We start from the raw sequence: 18674 nt of genomic DNA, 5'->3' as shown, positions 1-18674 counted from the left end.
CAGACATGTCAAATACCAATCAAACGCAGCAATCGCAACAAGCTGAATTACAAAAGCGCTTCTGGAAAATTGCTAATGACTTACGTGGCAATATGGACGCTAATGAATTCCGTAACTATATTTTAAGCTTAATTTTTTATCGGTTTTTATCAGATAAAATCGAAGATTATGTTAATAACAATTTATTAGAGGCTGAAGATGTCGACTTTATTCAAGCCTATGAATTAGATGATTATCGTGAGGGAATCCAGGAGGAGGCTTTAAACGATTTAGGCTTCTTTATTGAGCCTAAATATTTGTTTTCAACTTTGGTCAAAGAAATTAGCCAAGGTAAATTTGATATTGAAGATTTACAGAATGCAGTGATTGCTGTGGAAAACTCGACCATTGGGCAGCGCTCGGAAGATGATTTTCGCGGGTTATTTGAAGACCTAGACTTGTCATCTTCAAGATTGGGTAGCACGCCAGCAGAACGTTCTAAAATGATAGCTGCGGTGATCTTAAATTTACACGATTTAGAAATTAAACATGATGAAATTGAAATTGATATTTTAGGAGACGCCTATGAGTATCTGATCGGTCAATTTGCTGCCAATGCTGGTAAAAAGGCGGGCGAGTTTTACACACCACAGCAAGTTTCTAAAATATTGGCTAAAGCAGTGACTTTGGGTCGTGAGACGTTAAAAAGTGTGTATGATCCGACGATGGGATCTGGGTCATTATTGCTGCGTGTCGGAGATGAAGCCAAAGTATACAATTATTTTGGGCAGGAACTTAACGGTACAACTTATAACTTGGGTCGAATGAACCTCCTGATGCATGGTGTGAACTATACCAACTTTAATGTGCAACAAGGGGATACTTTGGAAAATGATCATTTTGGTGATCAGAAGTTTTCTGCCGTGGTTGCTAACCCACCATACTCTGCTAACTGGAATCCAGATGGTAAGTTGGACGATGAACGATTCCGAGCATACGGTAAGACAGCACCAAAATCAAAAGCCGATTTTGCTTTTGTGGAACACATGTTATATCATCTTGCTGAAGATGGGACAATGGCTGTGGTCTTGCCTCATGGCGTACTTTTTCGTGGTGCGGGAGAGGGCATTATTCGCCGTTATATGATTGAAAATATGAATGTTTTGGATGCTGTGATTGGCCTGCCAGCTAATTTGTTTTACGGTACAAGTATTCCAACGACTGTTTTAGTATTTAAGAAAAATCGTTCGACGAAAGATGTCTTCTTTATTGACGCTTCAAATGATTTTGATAAGAGTAAAAATCAAAATACGCTGACCGATGCTCATGTTGACAAAATTATTGAGACCTATGCAAAACGTGAAAGTGTGGATAAATATGCACACGTTGCAAGTTTTGATGAAATTGTTGAAAATGATTTTAATCTGAATATTCCACGTTATGTCGACACATTTGAAGAAGAAGAACCTATTGATTTGGCACAAGTTGAAGCAGAATTAAAGGCTGTTGATATTGAAATCGCCAAAGCGCAAGCCGAATTTGACGCAATGGTAGCTGAATTAGTGGAGACTAAAAATGACTGATAAAACTATGCCTGCGTTGAGGTTTAGGGGTTTTTATGATGCTTGGGAACAGCGTAAGTTGGGAGATTTAGCAAATATTGTTCGTGGAGCAAGCCCAAGACCAATTCAAGACCCAAAATGGTTTGACAAAGAGAGCAACATTGGTTGGTTAAGAATCTCAGATGTAACAGAGCAAAATGGTAGAATTTATCATCTTGATCAGCACATATCTAAATTAGGCCAAGAAAAAACACGAGTTTTGACAGAGCCACATCTACTATTAAGCATCGCTGCCACAGTTGGTAAACCATTAGTAAATTACATTAAAACAGGCGTACACGATGGATTTTTGATATTTTTAGATCCTTTATTTGAAAGAGAATTTATGTTCCAGTGGCTTGAAATGTTTAGACCCCAGTGGAAAAAATATGGACAACCTGGTAGTCAAGTAAATTTGAACTCTGAATTAATTAGAAATCAGGACATACTGATTCCTGGTAATACCGAACAACAAAAAATAGGTTCGTTTTTCAAACAACTCGACAATCTAATCACTCAAAACGAGCGTAAGATTGACCTTCTAAAGCAATTAAAACAGGCGTATTTGCAAAAGATTTTCAGTCAGGAACTGCGTTTTGCTGGCTTTAGTGATGCCTGGAAAGAGTGTGAGTTGGGAGAATTTTTTGATACCGTCACAGATTATGTCGCAAACGGAAGCTTTGAATCCCTGAGAAATAATGTTAAATCATATACCACAGAAAATTATGCATATATGATCAGACTTCAAGATGCGTCAAATGATTGGAAAGGGCCTTGGCTTTACACTGATCAAGCAGGGTATTTGTTTTTATCTAAATCAAAGTTGTATTCGAATGATATTATAATGTCTAATGTTGGTAGTGTAGGTAAATTCTTTTTAGTACCAGATTTAGATAAACCCATGACTCTAGCGCCTAATGCTGTTCTGATTAAATCTTCAACAAGTAATAATCTTTTTCTTTATCAAATGATGATTGGCGAAACCATGCAATCGAAGATAAATAAGAAAGCTACACCGGGTGTTCAGTCTAAAATTAATAAAACAGATTTCAAGAAAATCACAACTAAAATTCCACAAAAAAAAGAACAACAAAAGATTGGTACGTTGTTCAAACAACTCGACAACCTCATCGCCCTTCACCAACAAAAGCTCAACCTCCTCAAAAAACAAAAACAGGCTTTTCTTCAAAAAATGTTTATTTAAATTCCAGCAAATAACCAGCAAATTATAAAACGGTGTCTATCTTACGTAGACACCGTTATTTTTTACATCAATTGTGCTAAATGTTTCATGACTAGATCATTATCTTGATTTTCTAATTCTTGAATGACGTGAATGTAAGTTTTTTGTGTTGTTGTCATATTTGAATGTCCCAACCTACGTGCCACCGAAGCAACTGATACGCCTGCGTAAAGCAATAATGAGGCATGTGTGTGGCGCAGGCCATGAATTGAGATAACTGGTATCTCAACTTGCTTGCAAAGTGTGGCTAATCTGTCATTCACTGTCGCATTGTAAACACGTCCACGGACAAATATCGGCTCATCTCTTGGTAGATTGCGAACGATGACTGAAAATCGTATCGCAGTTTGCCAATCAATTTGTACTTTTCGGACCGATGAATTATTTTTTGTTGGCGCAAAGTCAGCTTGTACCGCTTTATAATTCCATGTTTTATCAATTGTGATAATTTGTTTTTCAAAGTCAAAATCTGCTGGCGTCAACCCTAAAGCTTCAGCAAAGCGCAACCCCGTTTTTGTAATGAGTAAGATAAAATAATCCCAATTAACTTCGTCCTGTAAATTCAATTGTTTTAGTAGAGCCTGCACCTCAAATTGGTTCAAAAATTTTGGCTTATGCAGTCGCTGAACAGTTCCTTTAACCACAATTTTGCGAGTCGGATCTCGTTTTAGAATATCCTCTTCCATGGCATCTATAATCGAGCTTTTTAAATGATGATGAAAATCCATAACTGTCTGACGCTCATGATTTTGCGCGAAATCATTAAGTAATTGTTGATAAGTTGAACGTGAGAGTTTACTTGTTTTGAGTCTTGGTGCAAGCTTAACGAGATGTTGATGTGTTATAACATATTTTTGATAAGTAACAGGTCTGACAGCGCCTTGTTTATAAAGCGTCATCCAGTCCTTAAAATATGCGTGAAACGTCTGATTTTGTGTCATAATAGACACCTCCAAATAAAAAATTAGTCGCAACTTGTTGTTGGACCAATTTACATTAAACCATGTTAATGTTAGATAAACATTTTTTGGAGGTAGGCTTGTTTTTGTTTTTTGAGGAGGTTGAGCTTTTGTTGGTGAAGAGCGATAGTATTGTCTAGTTTTCTAAAGAAAGCGGACATCAAAATTTGTTCTTCGTAATTAGGGAAAGTTATATGAATATTCATGAAATCATCATAGTTAATATTTAACAGTCCATCCATACGAGCCCCAGAAGATACTAATTTTCCTAGTTCTCTATCAGGTAGCTTAGTTGAAAACATATACTCAATGAAATCAGCTGACGTATTCGCTAACGCTTTAAAACTATGGTAAACTCTTGGAACAAGTGCTTCTTCATAATTTTTTAAACTGAATACAACGCCGTATTTAGCTAGCTTAGAATTTCCATGATTATACGATAGTTCGCCCTTTTTCAATAAGGTATAATTCTTTTTCTCATTACCTGAAATATCTCCAGAGAATCTATCTTTTTGATCTAACCAACCACTGCTAGCAGACATTGTTAGTGTAGGTAAATCCATTCTCCCGTCGTTAGATCTTACTCGCTCAGTAACATCTTTTAACTTACGCTCTTTCCAGGCATTACTAAAGCCAGCAAAACGCAGTTCCTGACTAAAAATCTTTTGCAAATACGCCTGCTTTAATTGCTTCAAAAGATTGACCTTACGCTCGTTTTGAGTGATTAGATTGTCGAATTGTTTGAATAAAGAACCGATCATTTGTTGTTCTTCTAAACTTGGTATACTTATCTCAAAACTGGCGTATTCTTTTGCATTTACACCAGGTTGCCCTGAGCGTTGTGAAGTAATACGAATAAAATTTTCATAAGAGCTAGTAAATGTATTTTGAAATACAAAATTCGAATCAAATTCAGGTTTTATTCGTACTCTTATTAAGAATCCTGCATAGTAAACTAGCCCATCAGATTCAGTGTATATATAACTTTTACCAACACTAGCTCCCGTACGAGCAAACAAAAGGTCATTTTGTTTTAATTCATAATTATCAGCTGAACTGAAATCTATATCTGGTGAGGTTATAGACTCACTATTAAACTTCCGACTTGAATCATCTATATCTGTAATACGAATATATTTATGAATTCCATCAAATTTTTTAGCTGAAGCATTAAGTCCATATTCAAAACTATTAGTCAAATCCCCCAACTTACGCTGTTCCCAAGGAAACTATCATGTCATAAATCCAAAAATCCTAGAACTTAAGTCAACAGAAAAACACAAAAATAAAAGAAATAAGATCTAAAATATAAATTTGAAACACGGTTTATAAGACTGCCATAAAATAGTATAATGGTAAGATACGAGCTGCATATAAAATATATATAATCTGCATAAAAATGTAGCGGATCAATAAAAAAGGAAAATCATGGCGAATACACCAAATTTTGAAGAAGAAATACACTGCAGTTTTTGTGGAAAATCTGCAAGTGAAGTAAAAAAGATTGTTGCCGGGCCAAATGATGTTTACATTTGTAATGAGTGTGTCGCTTTGGCTGAAGGCATTATTGAAGAAGAATTGACTGTAGATCGTGCAGCAGAAGTGTTGTCACTGCCAACACCACACGAGATTGTTAATGAGTTAAATGATTATGTTATTGGACAAGAAGATGCTAAAAAGACTCTGGCGGTAGCTGTATATAATCACTATAAACGTATTAATGAAAACGTGGCGCCAACATTAGATGTTGAGCTACAAAAATCAAACATTGCTTTGATGGGGCCAACTGGTTCGGGTAAAACTTATTTAGCACAAAGCTTGGCACGTATTCTGAACGTACCATTCGCAATTGCTGATGCAACTACATTGACTGAAGCGGGTTATGTTGGTGAAGACGTTGAAAATATTATTTTGAAATTACTGCAAGCAGCTGATTTTGATGTTGCAGCAGCTGAGCGTGGTATTATTTACGTTGATGAAATTGACAAAATTGCTAAAAAATCAGAGAACGTCTCCATCACACGTGATGTTTCTGGTGAAGGAGTTCAGCAGGCACTATTAAAAATGCTTGAAGGGACAACTGCCAGCGTGCCACCTCAAGGAGGCCGTAAGCATCCACAGCAAGAGTTGATTCAAGTGAATACGACCAACATTTTGTTTATCGTTGGTGGTGCGTTTGCTGGGATTGACACAATCATTAAGGAACGACTGGGCGAACGAGTTATTGGTTTTGGTTCAGATGCAAATGAAAACGCTGAGGCTTTGAATGACGACAATATTTTGCATCATGTGCAACCAGAAGATATGACCAAGTTTGGGTTAATTCCAGAATTTATTGGTCGTCTGCCTATTGTAACTGTGTTAGACGAGTTGACTATTTCTGATTTAACAAGAATTTTGACAGAGCCTAAAAATGCTTTAATTAAGCAATACACTGCTCTTTTGGGTCTAGATGATGTTGAACTTGAATTTCAACCGGATGCATTGGATGCAATGGCTAGTGTTGCGATTAAGCGACACACTGGCGCTCGAGGATTACGCTCAATCATTGAAAATGTGATGAAGGATGTCATGTTCGATATTCCCAGTCGTGATGATGTTGCTAAAGTTATTATTACCAAAGCCAGCGTGGAACAGGGTGAACAGCCAGAACTGCAATTAAAAAAGGTGAGTGAATAAATGGATGTACACAATGTCGAAATGGTGATGAGTGCTGTATCAGCGTCTCAGTATCCAACAGACGGAAAACCTGAAATAGCTTTGGTTGGCCGTTCAAATGTCGGTAAATCTTCTTTAACAAACACACTAATCCAACGAAAAAATTTTGCTCGCACATCTTCACAACCAGGTAAGACACAAACGTTAAACTTTTATGATGTTGAAGATAAATTATATTTCGTTGATGTTCCTGGGTATGGATATGCTAAAGTTTCAAAGGCCCAGCGTGAAGCTTTCGGTGTAATGATTGAAGAATACATCACTAGTCGTAAACAGCTACGTGGTGTTATTAGTTTAGTAGATGCACGCCATGAGCCTAGTGAAGACGATATCTCAATGTACGAATGGCTACATTACTATAATATTCCAATTTTAGTTGTAGCAACTAAGTCAGATAAAATTTCGCGCGGTAAGTTTAATAAAGCTGAATCAGTCATTAAAAAAGCATTAAGCTTTGATAATGAAGACAGTGATTTCCAATTTTTCTCATCGGAAACAAAATATGGTAAAGATGAAGTGTGGCGTTGGATTGAACAACATATCTAAAATGTTGGCAGAAATGCCAACATTTTTTTATTTTCGCCGCTAAGTTCTATTGGTTGACGTATCTTAAAACCAGCGTAAAATTAAAAAATAAAAAGAGGATTTTATGACAAAATATAACGATGAAGAATTGCGTGCTCGTTTGACACCGGAAGAATACGAGGTGACTCAACATGCGGCGACAGAACGCCCGTTCACTGGTAAGTATGACCAATGGTGGGAGGATGGTATTTTCGTTGATGTTGTCAGTGGTGAACCATTGTTTAGTTCAACGGATAAGTACGATTCCGGCTGTGGTTGGCCATCATTTACAAAAGGAATCGATGACGACGAGCATTTACAAGAAAATACAGATCGTTCATTAGGAATGACAAGGACAGAAATTACTTCAAAAGAAGCGGCATCTCATTTGGGTCATGTGTTTAATGATGGATTACCTGACCGTGGTGGCTTAAGATATTGTATCAATTCAGCTAGCTTACGGTTCATTCCAAAAAAAGATTTAGAAAAAGATGGCTACGGCAAATATTTGAAATTGTTTAAAGATTAGATTAATAGCTGGTTTTTGGACGGCAAAATCTCCCTAAACTAATCGGTTTTTTAGGCTATTTACTGATATAATGAAATAAATAATTATTAGGGAGAATCTATAATGGTTGAGGAACCAGTCTGGCATCGTTTTTGGCGCTACTTTAACCCCGTGAACATTTTCAAAGAATTGTTATTTGGCTGGAAATGGGCTGAAGGTGTATTGTTTTTAGTACTGATTTTACTGCAATTACTAGTTTGGACACTGGGTGTTGTTCACAATAGCACGCTCGATTGGTTTGGCTTGGCAACCGGGATGATGAACATTATCACTGTTGTATTGGTCGCCAAGGGTCGTATAACAAATTATTTTTGGGGCCTGATTTATTCTGTTATGTACATGCCATTGGCCTTTCAGTCACAGTTGTTTGGTGAGGTTGCTTTAAGTGCATTTTGGGTTGTTATGCAATTTGTTGGTGTTGCAGCTTGGCTTGGCTTTATGAAACGCGATAATTTATCAGAAAAAGACAGTCAAGATGTGGTAGCGACTAAATATATGACCTTCAAACAATGGCTTCTAGTTATCCCAGTATTCCTAGTTATATTAGTGATTGTTGGTATGATTTTACATCAGGCTGGGTCAAGACAACCGTACATGGATGGATTGACAACAACCATATCAATGGGGGCTCAAATTCTGCAAACCGCAAAGTTTGCGGAATCATGGTATGCTTGGCTACTCTTTGATATAGTCGAAATTGTTTTGTGGGGACGTGCTTGGACGGGACATGCGGATCCTAGTGCGTTTGCTATGTTAGGTATGAACCTCGCCTTATCTGTCAATGCTATATACGGTATTATTCAGTGGCGAAAGTTAACCAAAAAAGAATGAACATGCGCAATGTTCAAATTTTAATAGGATATAATTAATAAAGTCATGAGAACAATTGCAGGGAACTTATTCACAGATGATCTTCAAGGTGACAAAATTGGCGTTTTCTTTGGTACGTTAGCACCAATGCACGTAGGGCACCAAGCAGAAATTTATAAAGCGGCTGCCTTAAATGATGGTGTCGTTGTTATTGCTTCTGGTTACACAAACGATAGAGGGTACCAAATCGGATTATCCGTTGAGAAACGTTTTCGCTATTTGAGAGAAGCATTTAGTGACGAAACAGATATTAAAGTTGATTACATCAATGAAGACAATATCCCAATGATGCCTGATGGTTGGGATGAGTGGACACGAATAATTGTTGAAACGGTTAAGCGTAATATTGTTAATAAAGATGCAACGATTACATTTTATACCGGTGAGAAAGATTACAAAAATCAATTAGAAACAAGATTACCGAAGAACGGTCAGTTCAAAGTGAGCTTGATGGATCGCACTGTATTAAAAATATCAGCAACAGATATTCGAAAAGATCCTATTGGAAACTGGGATTACATTAACCGTGTTTTTCGACGCCATTTTGCTAAAAAAGTCACGGTGATGGGATCAGCTTCAACAGGAAAATCCACATTAGTACGTCGTTTGGCTCGAACAAGTAATTCACCATTTTCAGAAGAGTATGCTCGTGAGTATCAAGAAAAATCGAATGTTAGCGATGAAGAGTTAGTCGTTAAAGACTACATCCGTTTAATTCAAGGGCAATATGATGCGAACTCAAGAGAAATTAATTCTCCAGCTAACAATGGTCTAACGATTTTTGATACTGATGCAATGGTGACCAAAGTATATGCAGATATGTGGTTAAACGATGTGGATAATGCGCAGCTGAAGCCATTGTTTGATAATACAATTGGTGAGGAGTTGATTGACTTAATTCTACTTATTCCACCGGTGACTCCTTATGTTGATGACGGCTTCCGAAATATGACAACTTCAGATAATGATTCGCGTTGGGCTTTCCACCGCCATTTGTTAGAAGTGATTGAAGAATATGGATTTACGGACAAACTAGTAATTCTTGATGCAAAAGGCGATAGTGATGATCCTTATGGATATTATGCACGTTACTTACAAGCACTAGATGCTATTCAAACTAGAACAGGATTTAATATTAAGCATATTTAGAGAAAAACTGGTTTTATACCGGTTTTTTTTGAAAGGTAAAAATGATAAAATTACGACAATTCAAAACAGAAGATTTAGCGTTATTTTGGGAAACAGCTTATAGTGATCCGCAAGCTGAGTGGACTAAATGGAACGGACCATATTTTAAAGATGTGTTACCTAAAAAAGACGATTTTATCAATAATATTGGCCCTGAAAGATTCGTGAATAATATGAATCGGCGGGTTATTTTATACGACGGTCAAATTATTGGTGATGTGAGTGCATATTTTGAGGATGGACAATTAAAATCTTGGCTTGAAGTAGGAATTGTTATTTATCAACAAGCAACATGGCAACAAGGAATTGGCACCCGTGCATTAGGTATGTGGTTGGAAATATTATTTGAGCAATATGACAGTTTACCACATATTGGTTTAACCACTTGGTCTGGTAATAAGGCTATGATGCGTGTAAGCGAGAAACTGGGCTTGAAATTAGAAGGACAAATCCGACAAGTGAGATGGTGGCAAGGTCAGTATTGGGATAGCATGAAATACGGCATTTTGCGAAATGAAATGACGCCTATAAGCCCCTCTGGTAAAATAGAGTTATGATGAAACAATACGCACAAATCATTGTTGATGTGCCAACAATGCAAACTGATCAGCCTTATACCTATGCCGTTCCGGAGAATATGATAGATTCGCTATTGTTGGGCATGCGTGTGACGGTGCCTTTTGGTCGCCGGAATGTGATGGGATTTGTTGTTGGTTTAATCGCTTCAACTGACTTACCAGAGGAACAAGTGCGCCCAATTCAGCAAATATTAGATTTAACACCGGTATTAAATACAGAATTACTAAATCTATCTGATTACTTAGCCAGTGAAACATTTGCTTTTCGAATTACAATTTTACAAACGATGCTGCCAAATGTGTTTAAAGCAAACTACGAGCGTACTTTAAGGATTATTGACGAAGTGGATGACGATGTACGTGATCGTTTATTTAAAGGGCTTGATGAGATAGCTTTTAAAACAGGCGACTTTACTGAGCAAGATATGGCAACTTTGCTTAAGCTACGTCGTCAACATAAAATTGATGTAGAAGTGGCAGTGCATGACAAGGCGAAGATAAAGACACAATTAGCTTATCAGTTCAGTGATGATGTTGAATTTTTGGAGGATGAGTTAAGAGGATTACGATCTTCAGCAAAGAAACAAGAAACGTTGTTGCAGTTCATACTCGGTCATTTGGCTGAAACATGGGTGAAAAAGGACCTGCAGGATGTTATCGATATCAGTGACGCCGTCTTAAACCAAGCTGCAACTAAAAAATGGTTAATGAAAACAAAAGTGGAGCTTCTTCGCGATCCATTTCATGCTGAAGTTAAACAAACAGCGTTACTTGAGTTAAATGCGCAGCAACAAGAGGCCTATGAACGTATTTCTGGTACATTTGATGCGCAAAGGTTTCAACCATTTTTACTTGAAGGTATTACTGGCTCAGGTAAAACTGAAGTTTACTTACAGGTGGCACAACATGTTTTTGAGCAGGGAAAAACGGTTCTTTTTTTGGTGCCTGAAATTGCCCTCACGCCACAAATGGTTAGAAGGGTCAAAGGCCGTTTTGGTGCCCAGACAGCAGTTTTACATTCGGGATTAAGTGATGGTGAACGCTACGATGAGTGGCGTAGAATTGAGCGTGGTGATGTGAAAATTGTTGTTGGTGCACGTTCTGCTGTGTTTGCCCCACTGACAAATATTGGTTTAATTATTGTTGATGAAGAACATGAAACAACCTATAAACAGTCTGATAATCCGCGGTATGATGCCAGAAATATCGCACTCTGGCGTGGTCAATACTATCAAATACCGGTTATTTTGGGCTCAGCGACACCTTCTTTGGAGAGCCGTGCGCGAGCACAACGCGGTGTTTATGAACTATTAACACTGACACAGCGCGCAGGAGGCGCAAAACTACCGAGCGTTAATGTGATTGATATGAAAGAAACGCTGTCACGAAGACCAGAGACCAATTTTTCGGAAGAATTGCGTATCAAATTAGCCGACCGTTTGGCGAAAGATGAACAAAGTGTGTTGATGCTCAATCGCCGAGGATTTTCAAGTTTCGTGATGTGTCGAGACTGTGGTTATGTTCCATGTGATCCTAATTGTAATTTAGCTATGACACTGCACATGGACACACATACACTGAAGTGCCACTACTGTGGTCATGAAGAAAAAATACCCACTATCTGTGCGCAATGTGGTTCTAAACGTATACGTTATTATGGGACTGGTACAGAAAAGGTTGAAGCTGAGTTACAAGAATTATTTCCTGATGCGCGGGTGATTCGTATGGATCAAGATACGACACGCAAAAAGGGTAGTATGGATAAGATGCTTCAAAAATTCGGTAATCATGAGGCAGATATTTTATTAGGCACGCAAATGATTGCTAAAGGACTCGACTTTCCTGATGTCACTTTAGTCGGTGTTTTGAATGCAGATACCTCTTTGGGATTGCCGGATTTCCATGCCAGTGAACGTACATTTCAATTGTTGACCCAAGTTAGTGGGCGAGCTGGACGGGCTAAAAAACCTGGTGAGGTGTTGGTGCAAACGTTCAATCCACAGCATTATGCAATTACTTATGCTCAAAATCATGATTATGAAGGTTTTTATAGACAAGAGATGGCCGTCCGGCATGCTGGAAATTACGCACCGTACTACTACACGGTTCAGATACAAGCCAGCCATTCAGATGAAAATCAAGCAGCCATTCAAATGCTGAAAGTTGCGCGCTGGCTACGTTCGCATGCTAAGAAAGATGTGATTATTTTAGGACCTTCGCCAAAGCCAATCGCTAAAATGCGCAAGCGCTATTACTTTCAAATTATCCTAAAGTTTAAAAAACGTAATGAAATGGACACGTTGCTACAGGAACTACAAAATCGCGCACAAAAGGCTAAAGGTGATTTGCAGCTAAGCATTGATCGTGATCCTGTCTCATTTATGTGATGTGTTATAATAAATACTGATAACTGTCCGAGATTGCTCGGACATTTTTGTGTTATCGTGCGAATAAAAAATAAAACACCCTAACACAGCTGTTTGAGAGGTATAAAATGACATATTCAGTAGTATTAATGGGCACTCCAAGTTTTGCAGTACCGATATTAGAAGCGCTTCTTGAAAATAATAATTATGATGTGAAGGCGGTTGTGACACAACCCGATCGCCCACAGGGACGCAAGCATACTTTAACACCAAGTCCTGTTAAAGTTGCAGCACTGGCGCACGACGTGCCTGTTTTACAACCAGAAAAAATAAGTGGTTCTCCTGAGATGCAACAAGTCATTGATATTAATCCTGATTTCATCGTGACCGCAGCATTTGGACAATTTTTACCTACAAAATTATTAGACGCGGCCAAAATTGCTGCAGTTAACACGCATGCTTCACTATTACCAAAATATCGAGGTGGTGCACCAGTTCATTATGCCATTATGAATGGCGATAAAGAAACCGGTGTTTCAATTATGTACATGGTCAAAAAAATGGATGCCGGTGATGTTATTGATACGATAAAAGTTCCAATTACGAGCACCGATAATGTTGGCACGATGTTTGACAAATTAAGTATTGCTGGACGTGATTTGCTATTAAAGACACTCCCTAAAATCGCTACCGGTAATATTGACCCAGTAGTACAAAATGAAGAAGAAGTTACTTTTTCACCAAATATACCGCACGACATGCAGAATCTTAATTTTGCGACAGAAACAGCCCAAGAACTAGACTGGCATATACGTGGTTTATATCCAACTCATCCAGCTTTTGTGCAGGTTTTGGATCAACGCGTGAAAATCACTGATGTGACACCCTTGCCTGAATTAACAGCGCAAGAACCGGGCACCATTGTTGAGAAAAGCAAAAAACAATTAAAAGTGGCCTCCGCAAATGGTACGGTTGTTCAAATCAACCGACTACAGCCGGCAGGTAAATCAGAAATGGCGATTAGTGCCTATTTAAATGGCGCTGGAAAAGATCTTGAAGTAGGTCAGAAATGGGCAACAATTAATGAGCGATAAACGAGTTTACAGTGACAATCCACGTGTTTTAGCAGTTCAAACACTAGCCAAAATAAAAAATGGTGCATATTCTAATCTACAATTAAATCAAGTGATCAAGCAACATAAGCTGGGTGAAGCAGATACTCGTTTATTAACAACTTTGGTTTACGGTGTCATTCAGCATCGCTTAACTTTTGAGTATTGGCTTGAACCTTTCGTAGGTAGCAAAAAAATTGATCCATGGGTTCGGGAGCTGCTATATACAGCTATTTTCCAAATGGAATACCTAGATAAGATACCACAGCATGCCATCTTTAATGAATCAATTGAAGTAGCTAAAATACTAGGGCATGTTGGAACAGGAAAATTTGTTACTGCCATCTTGCATAACATTAGTCGTAAAGGCCTTCGTAGTGTTGCCGACATTGGTGATGACATACAACGCCTTTCTATTGAAGCAAGTTTGCCGGTTTGGTTGGTTGAAGAGTTGATTAAGCAAAATGGGGATGAACGAGCACGCCAAATCATTGCTACAATCAATGATGCACCTAAGCAATCCATTCGTGTTAATACGTTACTAGCTACTGATCAAGCAGTGGTTACTGCGCTAGAATCAGAAAATCTCACTATTACAGCATCTAGCGTTGCTGCACATGCGTTTTTAGTCAGCGGTGGGCATGTGGCCAGTTCTAAAGCATACCATGATGGTTGGTTAACTTTGCAGGATGAAAGTGCGATGCTACCAGTAGAAAGTTTACATTTGACGCCTGAGGTTAAAAGTATTTTAGATGCAGCGGCGGCACCTGGTGGAAAAACCACGCAACTTGCACAATACAGCGCTCCAGATGCTGTGATTACGGCCTTAGATGTTCATGAGCATAAAATTAAGTTAATTAACAACAATGCTGAGAGATTACACGTAGCCGATAAAATTCATGCACGTGTCCTAGATGCAAGAAAAGTTCCTGAACAAATTGACAAAAAATTTGATCGAATTTTAGTTGATGCACCATGTTCAGGATTTGGTTTATTGCGTCGAAAGCCTGAAATTAGATATGATAAAACCTTGGAAGATGTCGAAAGTTTAGCTCGTTTACAAACACAAATTTTGGATTCAGTTAGCCAAAACCTTGCAAAAAATGGTATCATGGTTTACAGTACTTGTACAATCTTGCGTCAAGAAAATGACGATGTTGTAACAAATTTTTTGGAAGACCATCCAAATTTTGAATTAATTCCAACGGAAACAACGTATAAATTAAAATTAGATCATGGCGAAAAAGCCTTACATGTGTATCCCAATGATTACCATACAGATGGCTTTTTCGTTGCTACATTGAGGAAAAATGATTAATGGCAATTGCCTATCGTACGGATCCTGGATCCAAGCGCCACGACAATGAAGATTATGTAGGTTCTTTTATAAATAAAGTTGGACGGACAATGGTGATCGTTGCTGACGGCGTTACTTCGAATGAAGGCGGTGAGGTTGCCAGTGCAATGACTGTTGAGCACTTCGGACATGCTTGGGAAAGCAATGATTTGGAGACAATTGTTCCTACAATTGCGTGGTTAAAAAAACAAGCTAAAATTGAAAATGATGCTATTATAAAGGCCGGGCAACGCTTTCAAGAGCTGTCACAGATGGCAACGACCGTTGTTTTGGCTGTATTGTTTGACGAAAAAGTTGTGATTGCTAATTTAGGCGATTCCAAAGCCTTTTTGTTGCATAATAATCAATTAACCCAACTGTCAAATGACCATATTTTAAAAAATGAAATCATTCGTAGAGGGGCTATGGCCAGTGCAGATGCTAGTAACATGGTACACGCTAATAGTGTGACACGATTTTTAGGTGTTGATGAACACGCAGATATTGAAATTTCTCAACACGATTTTGTGGCAGATGATATTTTATTTCTAACATCTGACGGTATTACAAAAGTATTAGACTACAAGACAATTAAGCAAATAATGCGCTACGAAGAACCACTTGATATTAAAGTTTTTGATATGATTCAGCAAGCAAATGAAAAAGGCGCACCAGATAACGTGACGGCGGTACTCGTCACACATGAAAAGGATTAGAGATGTTACCAGATACACTAGTTGACAATCGATACCGTATTATAAAATCGCTTGGCGATGGCGGTATGGCCAATGTTTATTTGGCGCATGATGAATTTCTTAATCGTGATGTAACGTTTAAAATGATGCGTCTTGATATGAAAAATGATGTAGATTTGGCAAAACGCTTTCAACGTGAGGCCTTATCAGTAACAGAACTGATTAATGACAATATTGTCCAAGTATACGACGTTGGTGAGTACCAAGGTTCACAATATATTGTCATGGAATATGTTGATGGTACAAATCTTAAATCATATATTGGTGAACATTTTCCAATTGCATATCAACAAGTTGTTGATATTATGATGCAAATATTAAACGCAGTGCAGGCTGCACATAATGCAGGTATTATTCATCGTGATTTAAAGCCACAAAATATTTTAATTGACAGAAATGATCAAGTGAAGATTACCGATTTCGGTATTGCAATTGCTAAATCAGAGCAAGATTTGACGCAGACACATACCGTGATTGGTTCAGTTCATTATTTGTCACCAGAACAAACCCGTGGAGGCATGGCATCAGCAAAGTCTGATATCTATGCACTTGGTGTTATGCTATATGAAATGCTAACGAAGCAAGTGCCGTATGAAGGAGATACGCCGGTCGCAGTAGCACTAAAACATGCAACTGCTGATATGCCTTCAGTACGTGATTTTGATCCAAGAATTCCCCAAGCACTAGAAAATGTTATTTTAAAAGCCACAGCTAAGAACCCACAGGATCGTTATTTAGATGTCTCAGTTATGGCTGAAGATTTAAAAACAGTTCTATCGCCACGTCGTTCAAATGAACAACGATTTGCGCCAACTGCGGATATTGAAAACGAAACGCGCATTATTCCGATGGAACAAATTCAAGACCAGCTCAAGAATGGTGTTTCCTCTGTTAATGTTTTACCGGAGGAAGTTCCTGAGGAACCATCAGTAAAAGATCTGATCATTGAGTATGGTAAAAAAGGTTACGCTGTTAAAAGTATCGCAAAAATTGTTGACCGGACACCTAATTATGTTAGAAGTGTGCTTCGGGGCAATGGCATCAAGTATCGTGAAAATAAATTACCTAAAATTTTGGCTTTTGCAGTGCTTTTTATTGTTGCTATTATTGCTATTTTTGCGTTTATTCATATTCAGGCTAGTCAAATCACTGTGCCGAGCTTATCCAACTTAACAAGAGCCAAGGCTGAAAAGAAAATACAAGAAGCTGGATTGAATGTTGGTAGTGTGACTTCGACAACTTCGACAACCATCAAAAAGGGCAGTGTTGTGCGTTCAACGCCTAAAGAAGGAACTGACGTAAAAAAAGGGGACAGTATCAACTTGGTTATTTCCTCTGGTAAGGCAAAAGTGCGTTTTGGAGATTATGTTGGGTCGGATTATGATGTAACAGCAGCACAATTGCGCTCGCAAGGATACGAAATTCAAAAAGAACAACAAGCGTCAGATAGTGTAGCTGCAGGCATAATTATAGCTCAATCTATTAATGCCAATGGGAAGGTAGACCCTACAGCCACAAAGGTGACTTTCACTGTCTCAACAGGACCGGTTAAGATTACTGTCCCTGACTTCACTAAAAGTAGCACACAAAGCGATGTTCAAAATTGGGCATCACAAAATGATGTCACTGTTAATTTTAATACGACTTACTCCAATTCTGTTAAGAAGGACCATGTTATTAGTCAATCAATCCGTGGCGGATCAAAGATTACAAAAGATAACACCTTATTAATTACGATTTCACAGGGACCAGAACAATCGAGCTCAAGTAGTAGTAGTTCATCGTCTTCTAGTTCTAGCAGTAGTTCCTCAAGCAGTTCAACAAGTAGTGAGGATTCTAGTACTACATCATCGGACAGTTCCACATCTGAGAGCTCTTCGAGTCAATAACAACGTGTCTAAAAGTCGATATTATCGGCTTTTTTTGTTATGATTAATGGTATGAAAACAGGACGAATTATTAGATCGCTCAGCGGTTATTACGATATACAGTTACCCAGTGGTGACATTCAAAGAACGCGAGCTCGCGGTGAATTTCGGAAATCTAAGCAAAAACCGCTAGTTGGCGATTTTGTTGATTTTGAGAGTGAAAATGACGAGGGCTTTATTTGGGCAATCCATGAACGGGAGAACTTTTTAGTTCGCCCGCCAATAGCAAATATTGATATTGCCGTTATTGTGACAGCCGCCAAGGAACCTGATTTTGCACCAAATTTGTTAGATCGTCAGTTGGTGGCACTTGAAGCTGCAAACGTAAGACCGTTGATATATTTTTCTAAAATGGATTTGCTGGAAAAATCTGAACATGAGAAAATAAATCACGTCGCTAATTATTATCAAAGTATTGGTTATGATGTTATTTTTTCAGATTCAAAAAGCGCTTTTGAAGCGCTTAAAATGATGTTAAAAGACCATGTTTCAGTTTTTATGGGGCAAACGGGAGCTGGAAAATCAACATTACTGAATCATCTATCGCCACAACTCGGGCTTGAAACGGGTGAAGTTTCTAAAGCGTTGAGTCGAGGAAAACACACAACACGACAGGTAACGTTGATTGAGGTAGATGAGGCTTTGATTGCTGACACGCCAGGATTTTCTTCATATGAAGTGTTTGATTTTCCTGTTGAAGAATTAGATGATTATTTTCCAGAGTTTGTTGAAAAACGTCAAGATTGTCGTTTCCGTGGATGTTTACATCTGAATGAACCAGGATGTGCCATTAAAGAGGCTGTAGCGGTTGGCACAATCACACAGTCAAGGTATAATAGTTATAAGGCGTTTTATGAGTTGATTAAAGCGCAAAAACCAAAATATAAAACAGACAATTAAAAAGAGGTA

The 18674-nt window shown here is 38.2% G+C and carries 15 protein-coding genes and 1 pseudogene; 14 read left to right on the top strand and 2 right to left on the bottom strand.

What is annotated here, in order from left to right:
• The first annotated feature begins 5 nt into the window (after positions 1-5).
• Both RHP64_RS07615 and RHP64_RS07610 read left to right on the top strand, forming a co-directional pair.
• Complete coding sequence (locus RHP64_RS07615) at positions 6-1562, top strand: type I restriction-modification system subunit M (protein ID WP_462785007.1); 1557 nt, start codon at positions 6-8, stop codon at positions 1560-1562.
• On the top strand, positions 1555-2784 hold the full coding sequence (locus tag RHP64_RS07610) for a restriction endonuclease subunit S (protein ID WP_462785006.1): 1230 nt from the start codon (positions 1555-1557) through the stop codon (positions 2782-2784). The genes RHP64_RS07615 and RHP64_RS07610 overlap by 8 nt, the downstream gene beginning before the upstream one ends.
• 62 nt (positions 2785-2846) lie before the next feature.
• Here RHP64_RS07610 and RHP64_RS07605 read toward each other — a convergent pair whose 3' ends face one another.
• Both RHP64_RS07605 and RHP64_RS07600 read right to left on the bottom strand, forming a co-directional pair.
• Complete coding sequence (locus RHP64_RS07605) at positions 2847-3764, bottom strand: site-specific integrase (protein ID WP_025268331.1); 918 nt, start codon at positions 3762-3764, stop codon at positions 2847-2849.
• A 71-nt stretch (positions 3765-3835) separates the two neighbouring features.
• Positions 3836-4993 (bottom strand): annotated as a pseudogene (locus RHP64_RS07600) (restriction endonuclease subunit S); the annotation flags it as partial.
• 217 nt (positions 4994-5210) lie between these two features.
• Here RHP64_RS07600 and clpX point away from each other — a divergent pair.
• The 12 genes from clpX to rsgA all read left to right on the top strand — a co-directional run bounded on the left by clpX (position 5211) and on the right by rsgA (position 18665).
• The gene (gene clpX, locus RHP64_RS07595; RefSeq protein WP_011680190.1) at positions 5211-6461 is read left to right on the top strand and encodes an ATP-dependent Clp protease ATP-binding subunit ClpX; all 1251 of its coding nucleotides are present in this window, start codon (positions 5211-5213) and stop codon (positions 6459-6461) included.
• Entirely contained in the window at positions 6462-7046 is a 585-nt protein-coding gene (yihA, locus tag RHP64_RS07590; protein WP_025268329.1) for a ribosome biogenesis GTP-binding protein YihA/YsxC, read from the top strand.
• A 103-nt stretch (positions 7047-7149) separates the two neighbouring features.
• On the top strand, positions 7150-7593 hold the full coding sequence (msrB, locus tag RHP64_RS07585; RefSeq protein WP_010281611.1) for a peptide-methionine (R)-S-oxide reductase MsrB: 444 nt from the start codon (positions 7150-7152) through the stop codon (positions 7591-7593).
• Between the two features lie 102 nt (positions 7594-7695).
• Positions 7696-8463: a nicotinamide riboside transporter PnuC gene (gene pnuC, locus RHP64_RS07580; RefSeq protein WP_011680189.1), complete on the top strand. Its 768-nt coding sequence runs from the start codon at positions 7696-7698 to the stop codon at positions 8461-8463.
• 45 nt (positions 8464-8508) lie between these two features.
• On the top strand, positions 8509-9651 hold the full coding sequence (locus RHP64_RS07575; RefSeq protein WP_002815228.1) for a nicotinamide-nucleotide adenylyltransferase: 1143 nt from the start codon (positions 8509-8511) through the stop codon (positions 9649-9651).
• Between the two features lie 41 nt (positions 9652-9692).
• Positions 9693-10247 (top strand): GNAT family N-acetyltransferase, encoded by a 555-nt coding sequence (locus tag RHP64_RS07570; protein WP_025268328.1) that lies wholly within the window; start codon positions 9693-9695, stop codon positions 10245-10247.
• Positions 10244-12655 carry a primosomal protein N' gene (gene priA, locus RHP64_RS07565; RefSeq protein WP_025268327.1) on the top strand — a complete coding sequence of 804 codons (2412 nt, stop codon included), beginning with the start codon at positions 10244-10246 and terminating at the stop codon, positions 12653-12655. The genes RHP64_RS07570 and priA overlap by 4 nt, the downstream gene beginning before the upstream one ends.
• 107 nt (positions 12656-12762) lie before the next feature.
• Complete coding sequence (gene fmt, locus RHP64_RS07560; RefSeq protein WP_025268326.1) at positions 12763-13728, top strand: methionyl-tRNA formyltransferase; 966 nt, start codon at positions 12763-12765, stop codon at positions 13726-13728.
• Complete coding sequence (gene rsmB, locus RHP64_RS07555) at positions 13718-15064, top strand: 16S rRNA (cytosine(967)-C(5))-methyltransferase RsmB (RefSeq protein WP_025268325.1); 1347 nt, start codon at positions 13718-13720, stop codon at positions 15062-15064. The genes fmt and rsmB overlap by 11 nt, the downstream gene beginning before the upstream one ends.
• The gene (locus RHP64_RS07550; RefSeq protein WP_025268324.1) at positions 15064-15798 is read left to right on the top strand and encodes a protein phosphatase 2C domain-containing protein; all 735 of its coding nucleotides are present in this window, start codon (positions 15064-15066) and stop codon (positions 15796-15798) included. The genes rsmB and RHP64_RS07550 overlap by 1 nt, the downstream gene beginning before the upstream one ends.
• Before the next feature lie 2 nt (positions 15799-15800).
• A complete protein-coding gene (pknB, locus tag RHP64_RS07545) occupies positions 15801-17726 on the top strand; it encodes a Stk1 family PASTA domain-containing Ser/Thr kinase (protein ID WP_014324988.1) in 1926 nt (641 codons plus the stop codon).
• 51 nt (positions 17727-17777) lie between these two features.
• Positions 17778-18665: a ribosome small subunit-dependent GTPase A gene (gene rsgA / locus RHP64_RS07540; RefSeq protein ID WP_011680182.1), complete on the top strand. Its 888-nt coding sequence runs from the start codon at positions 17778-17780 to the stop codon at positions 18663-18665.
• Positions 18666-18674 lie beyond the last annotated feature (9 nt).

It is taken from the genome of Leuconostoc sp. XM4 (assembly GCF_055698815.1).
The sequence above is the reverse complement of the archived record's forward strand: the minus strand, read 5'-3'. Positions and strand labels throughout refer to the sequence as shown.

Excerpts from the sequence above, each read along its gene's own strand:
- rsmB (WP_025268325.1), top strand. The coding sequence starts at position 13,718 with ATGAGCGATAAACGAGTTTACAGTGACAATCCACGTGTTTTAGCAGTT.
- clpX (WP_011680190.1), top strand. The coding sequence starts at position 5,211 with ATGGCGAATACACCAAATTTTGAAGAAGAAATACACTGCAGTTTTTGT.
- msrB (WP_010281611.1), top strand. The coding sequence starts at position 7,150 with ATGACAAAATATAACGATGAAGAATTGCGTGCTCGTTTGACACCGGAA.
- RHP64_RS07605 (WP_025268331.1), bottom strand. The coding sequence starts at position 3,764 with ATGACACAAAATCAGACGTTTCACGCATATTTTAAGGACTGGATGACG.
- RHP64_RS07610 (WP_462785006.1), top strand. The coding sequence starts at position 1,555 with ATGACTGATAAAACTATGCCTGCGTTGAGGTTTAGGGGTTTTTATGAT.
- pnuC (WP_011680189.1), top strand. The coding sequence starts at position 7,696 with ATGGTTGAGGAACCAGTCTGGCATCGTTTTTGGCGCTACTTTAACCCC.
- RHP64_RS07615 (WP_462785007.1), top strand. The coding sequence starts at position 6 with ATGTCAAATACCAATCAAACGCAGCAATCGCAACAAGCTGAATTACAA.
- RHP64_RS07570 (WP_025268328.1), top strand. The coding sequence starts at position 9,693 with ATGATAAAATTACGACAATTCAAAACAGAAGATTTAGCGTTATTTTGG.
- rsgA (WP_011680182.1), top strand. The coding sequence starts at position 17,778 with ATGAAAACAGGACGAATTATTAGATCGCTCAGCGGTTATTACGATATA.
- RHP64_RS07550 (WP_025268324.1), top strand. The coding sequence starts at position 15,064 with ATGGCAATTGCCTATCGTACGGATCCTGGATCCAAGCGCCACGACAAT.
- RHP64_RS07575 (WP_002815228.1), top strand. The coding sequence starts at position 8,509 with ATGAGAACAATTGCAGGGAACTTATTCACAGATGATCTTCAAGGTGAC.
- fmt (WP_025268326.1), top strand. The coding sequence starts at position 12,763 with ATGACATATTCAGTAGTATTAATGGGCACTCCAAGTTTTGCAGTACCG.
- priA (WP_025268327.1), top strand. The coding sequence starts at position 10,244 with ATGATGAAACAATACGCACAAATCATTGTTGATGTGCCAACAATGCAA.
- pknB (WP_014324988.1), top strand. The coding sequence starts at position 15,801 with ATGTTACCAGATACACTAGTTGACAATCGATACCGTATTATAAAATCG.
- yihA (WP_025268329.1), top strand. The coding sequence starts at position 6,462 with ATGGATGTACACAATGTCGAAATGGTGATGAGTGCTGTATCAGCGTCT.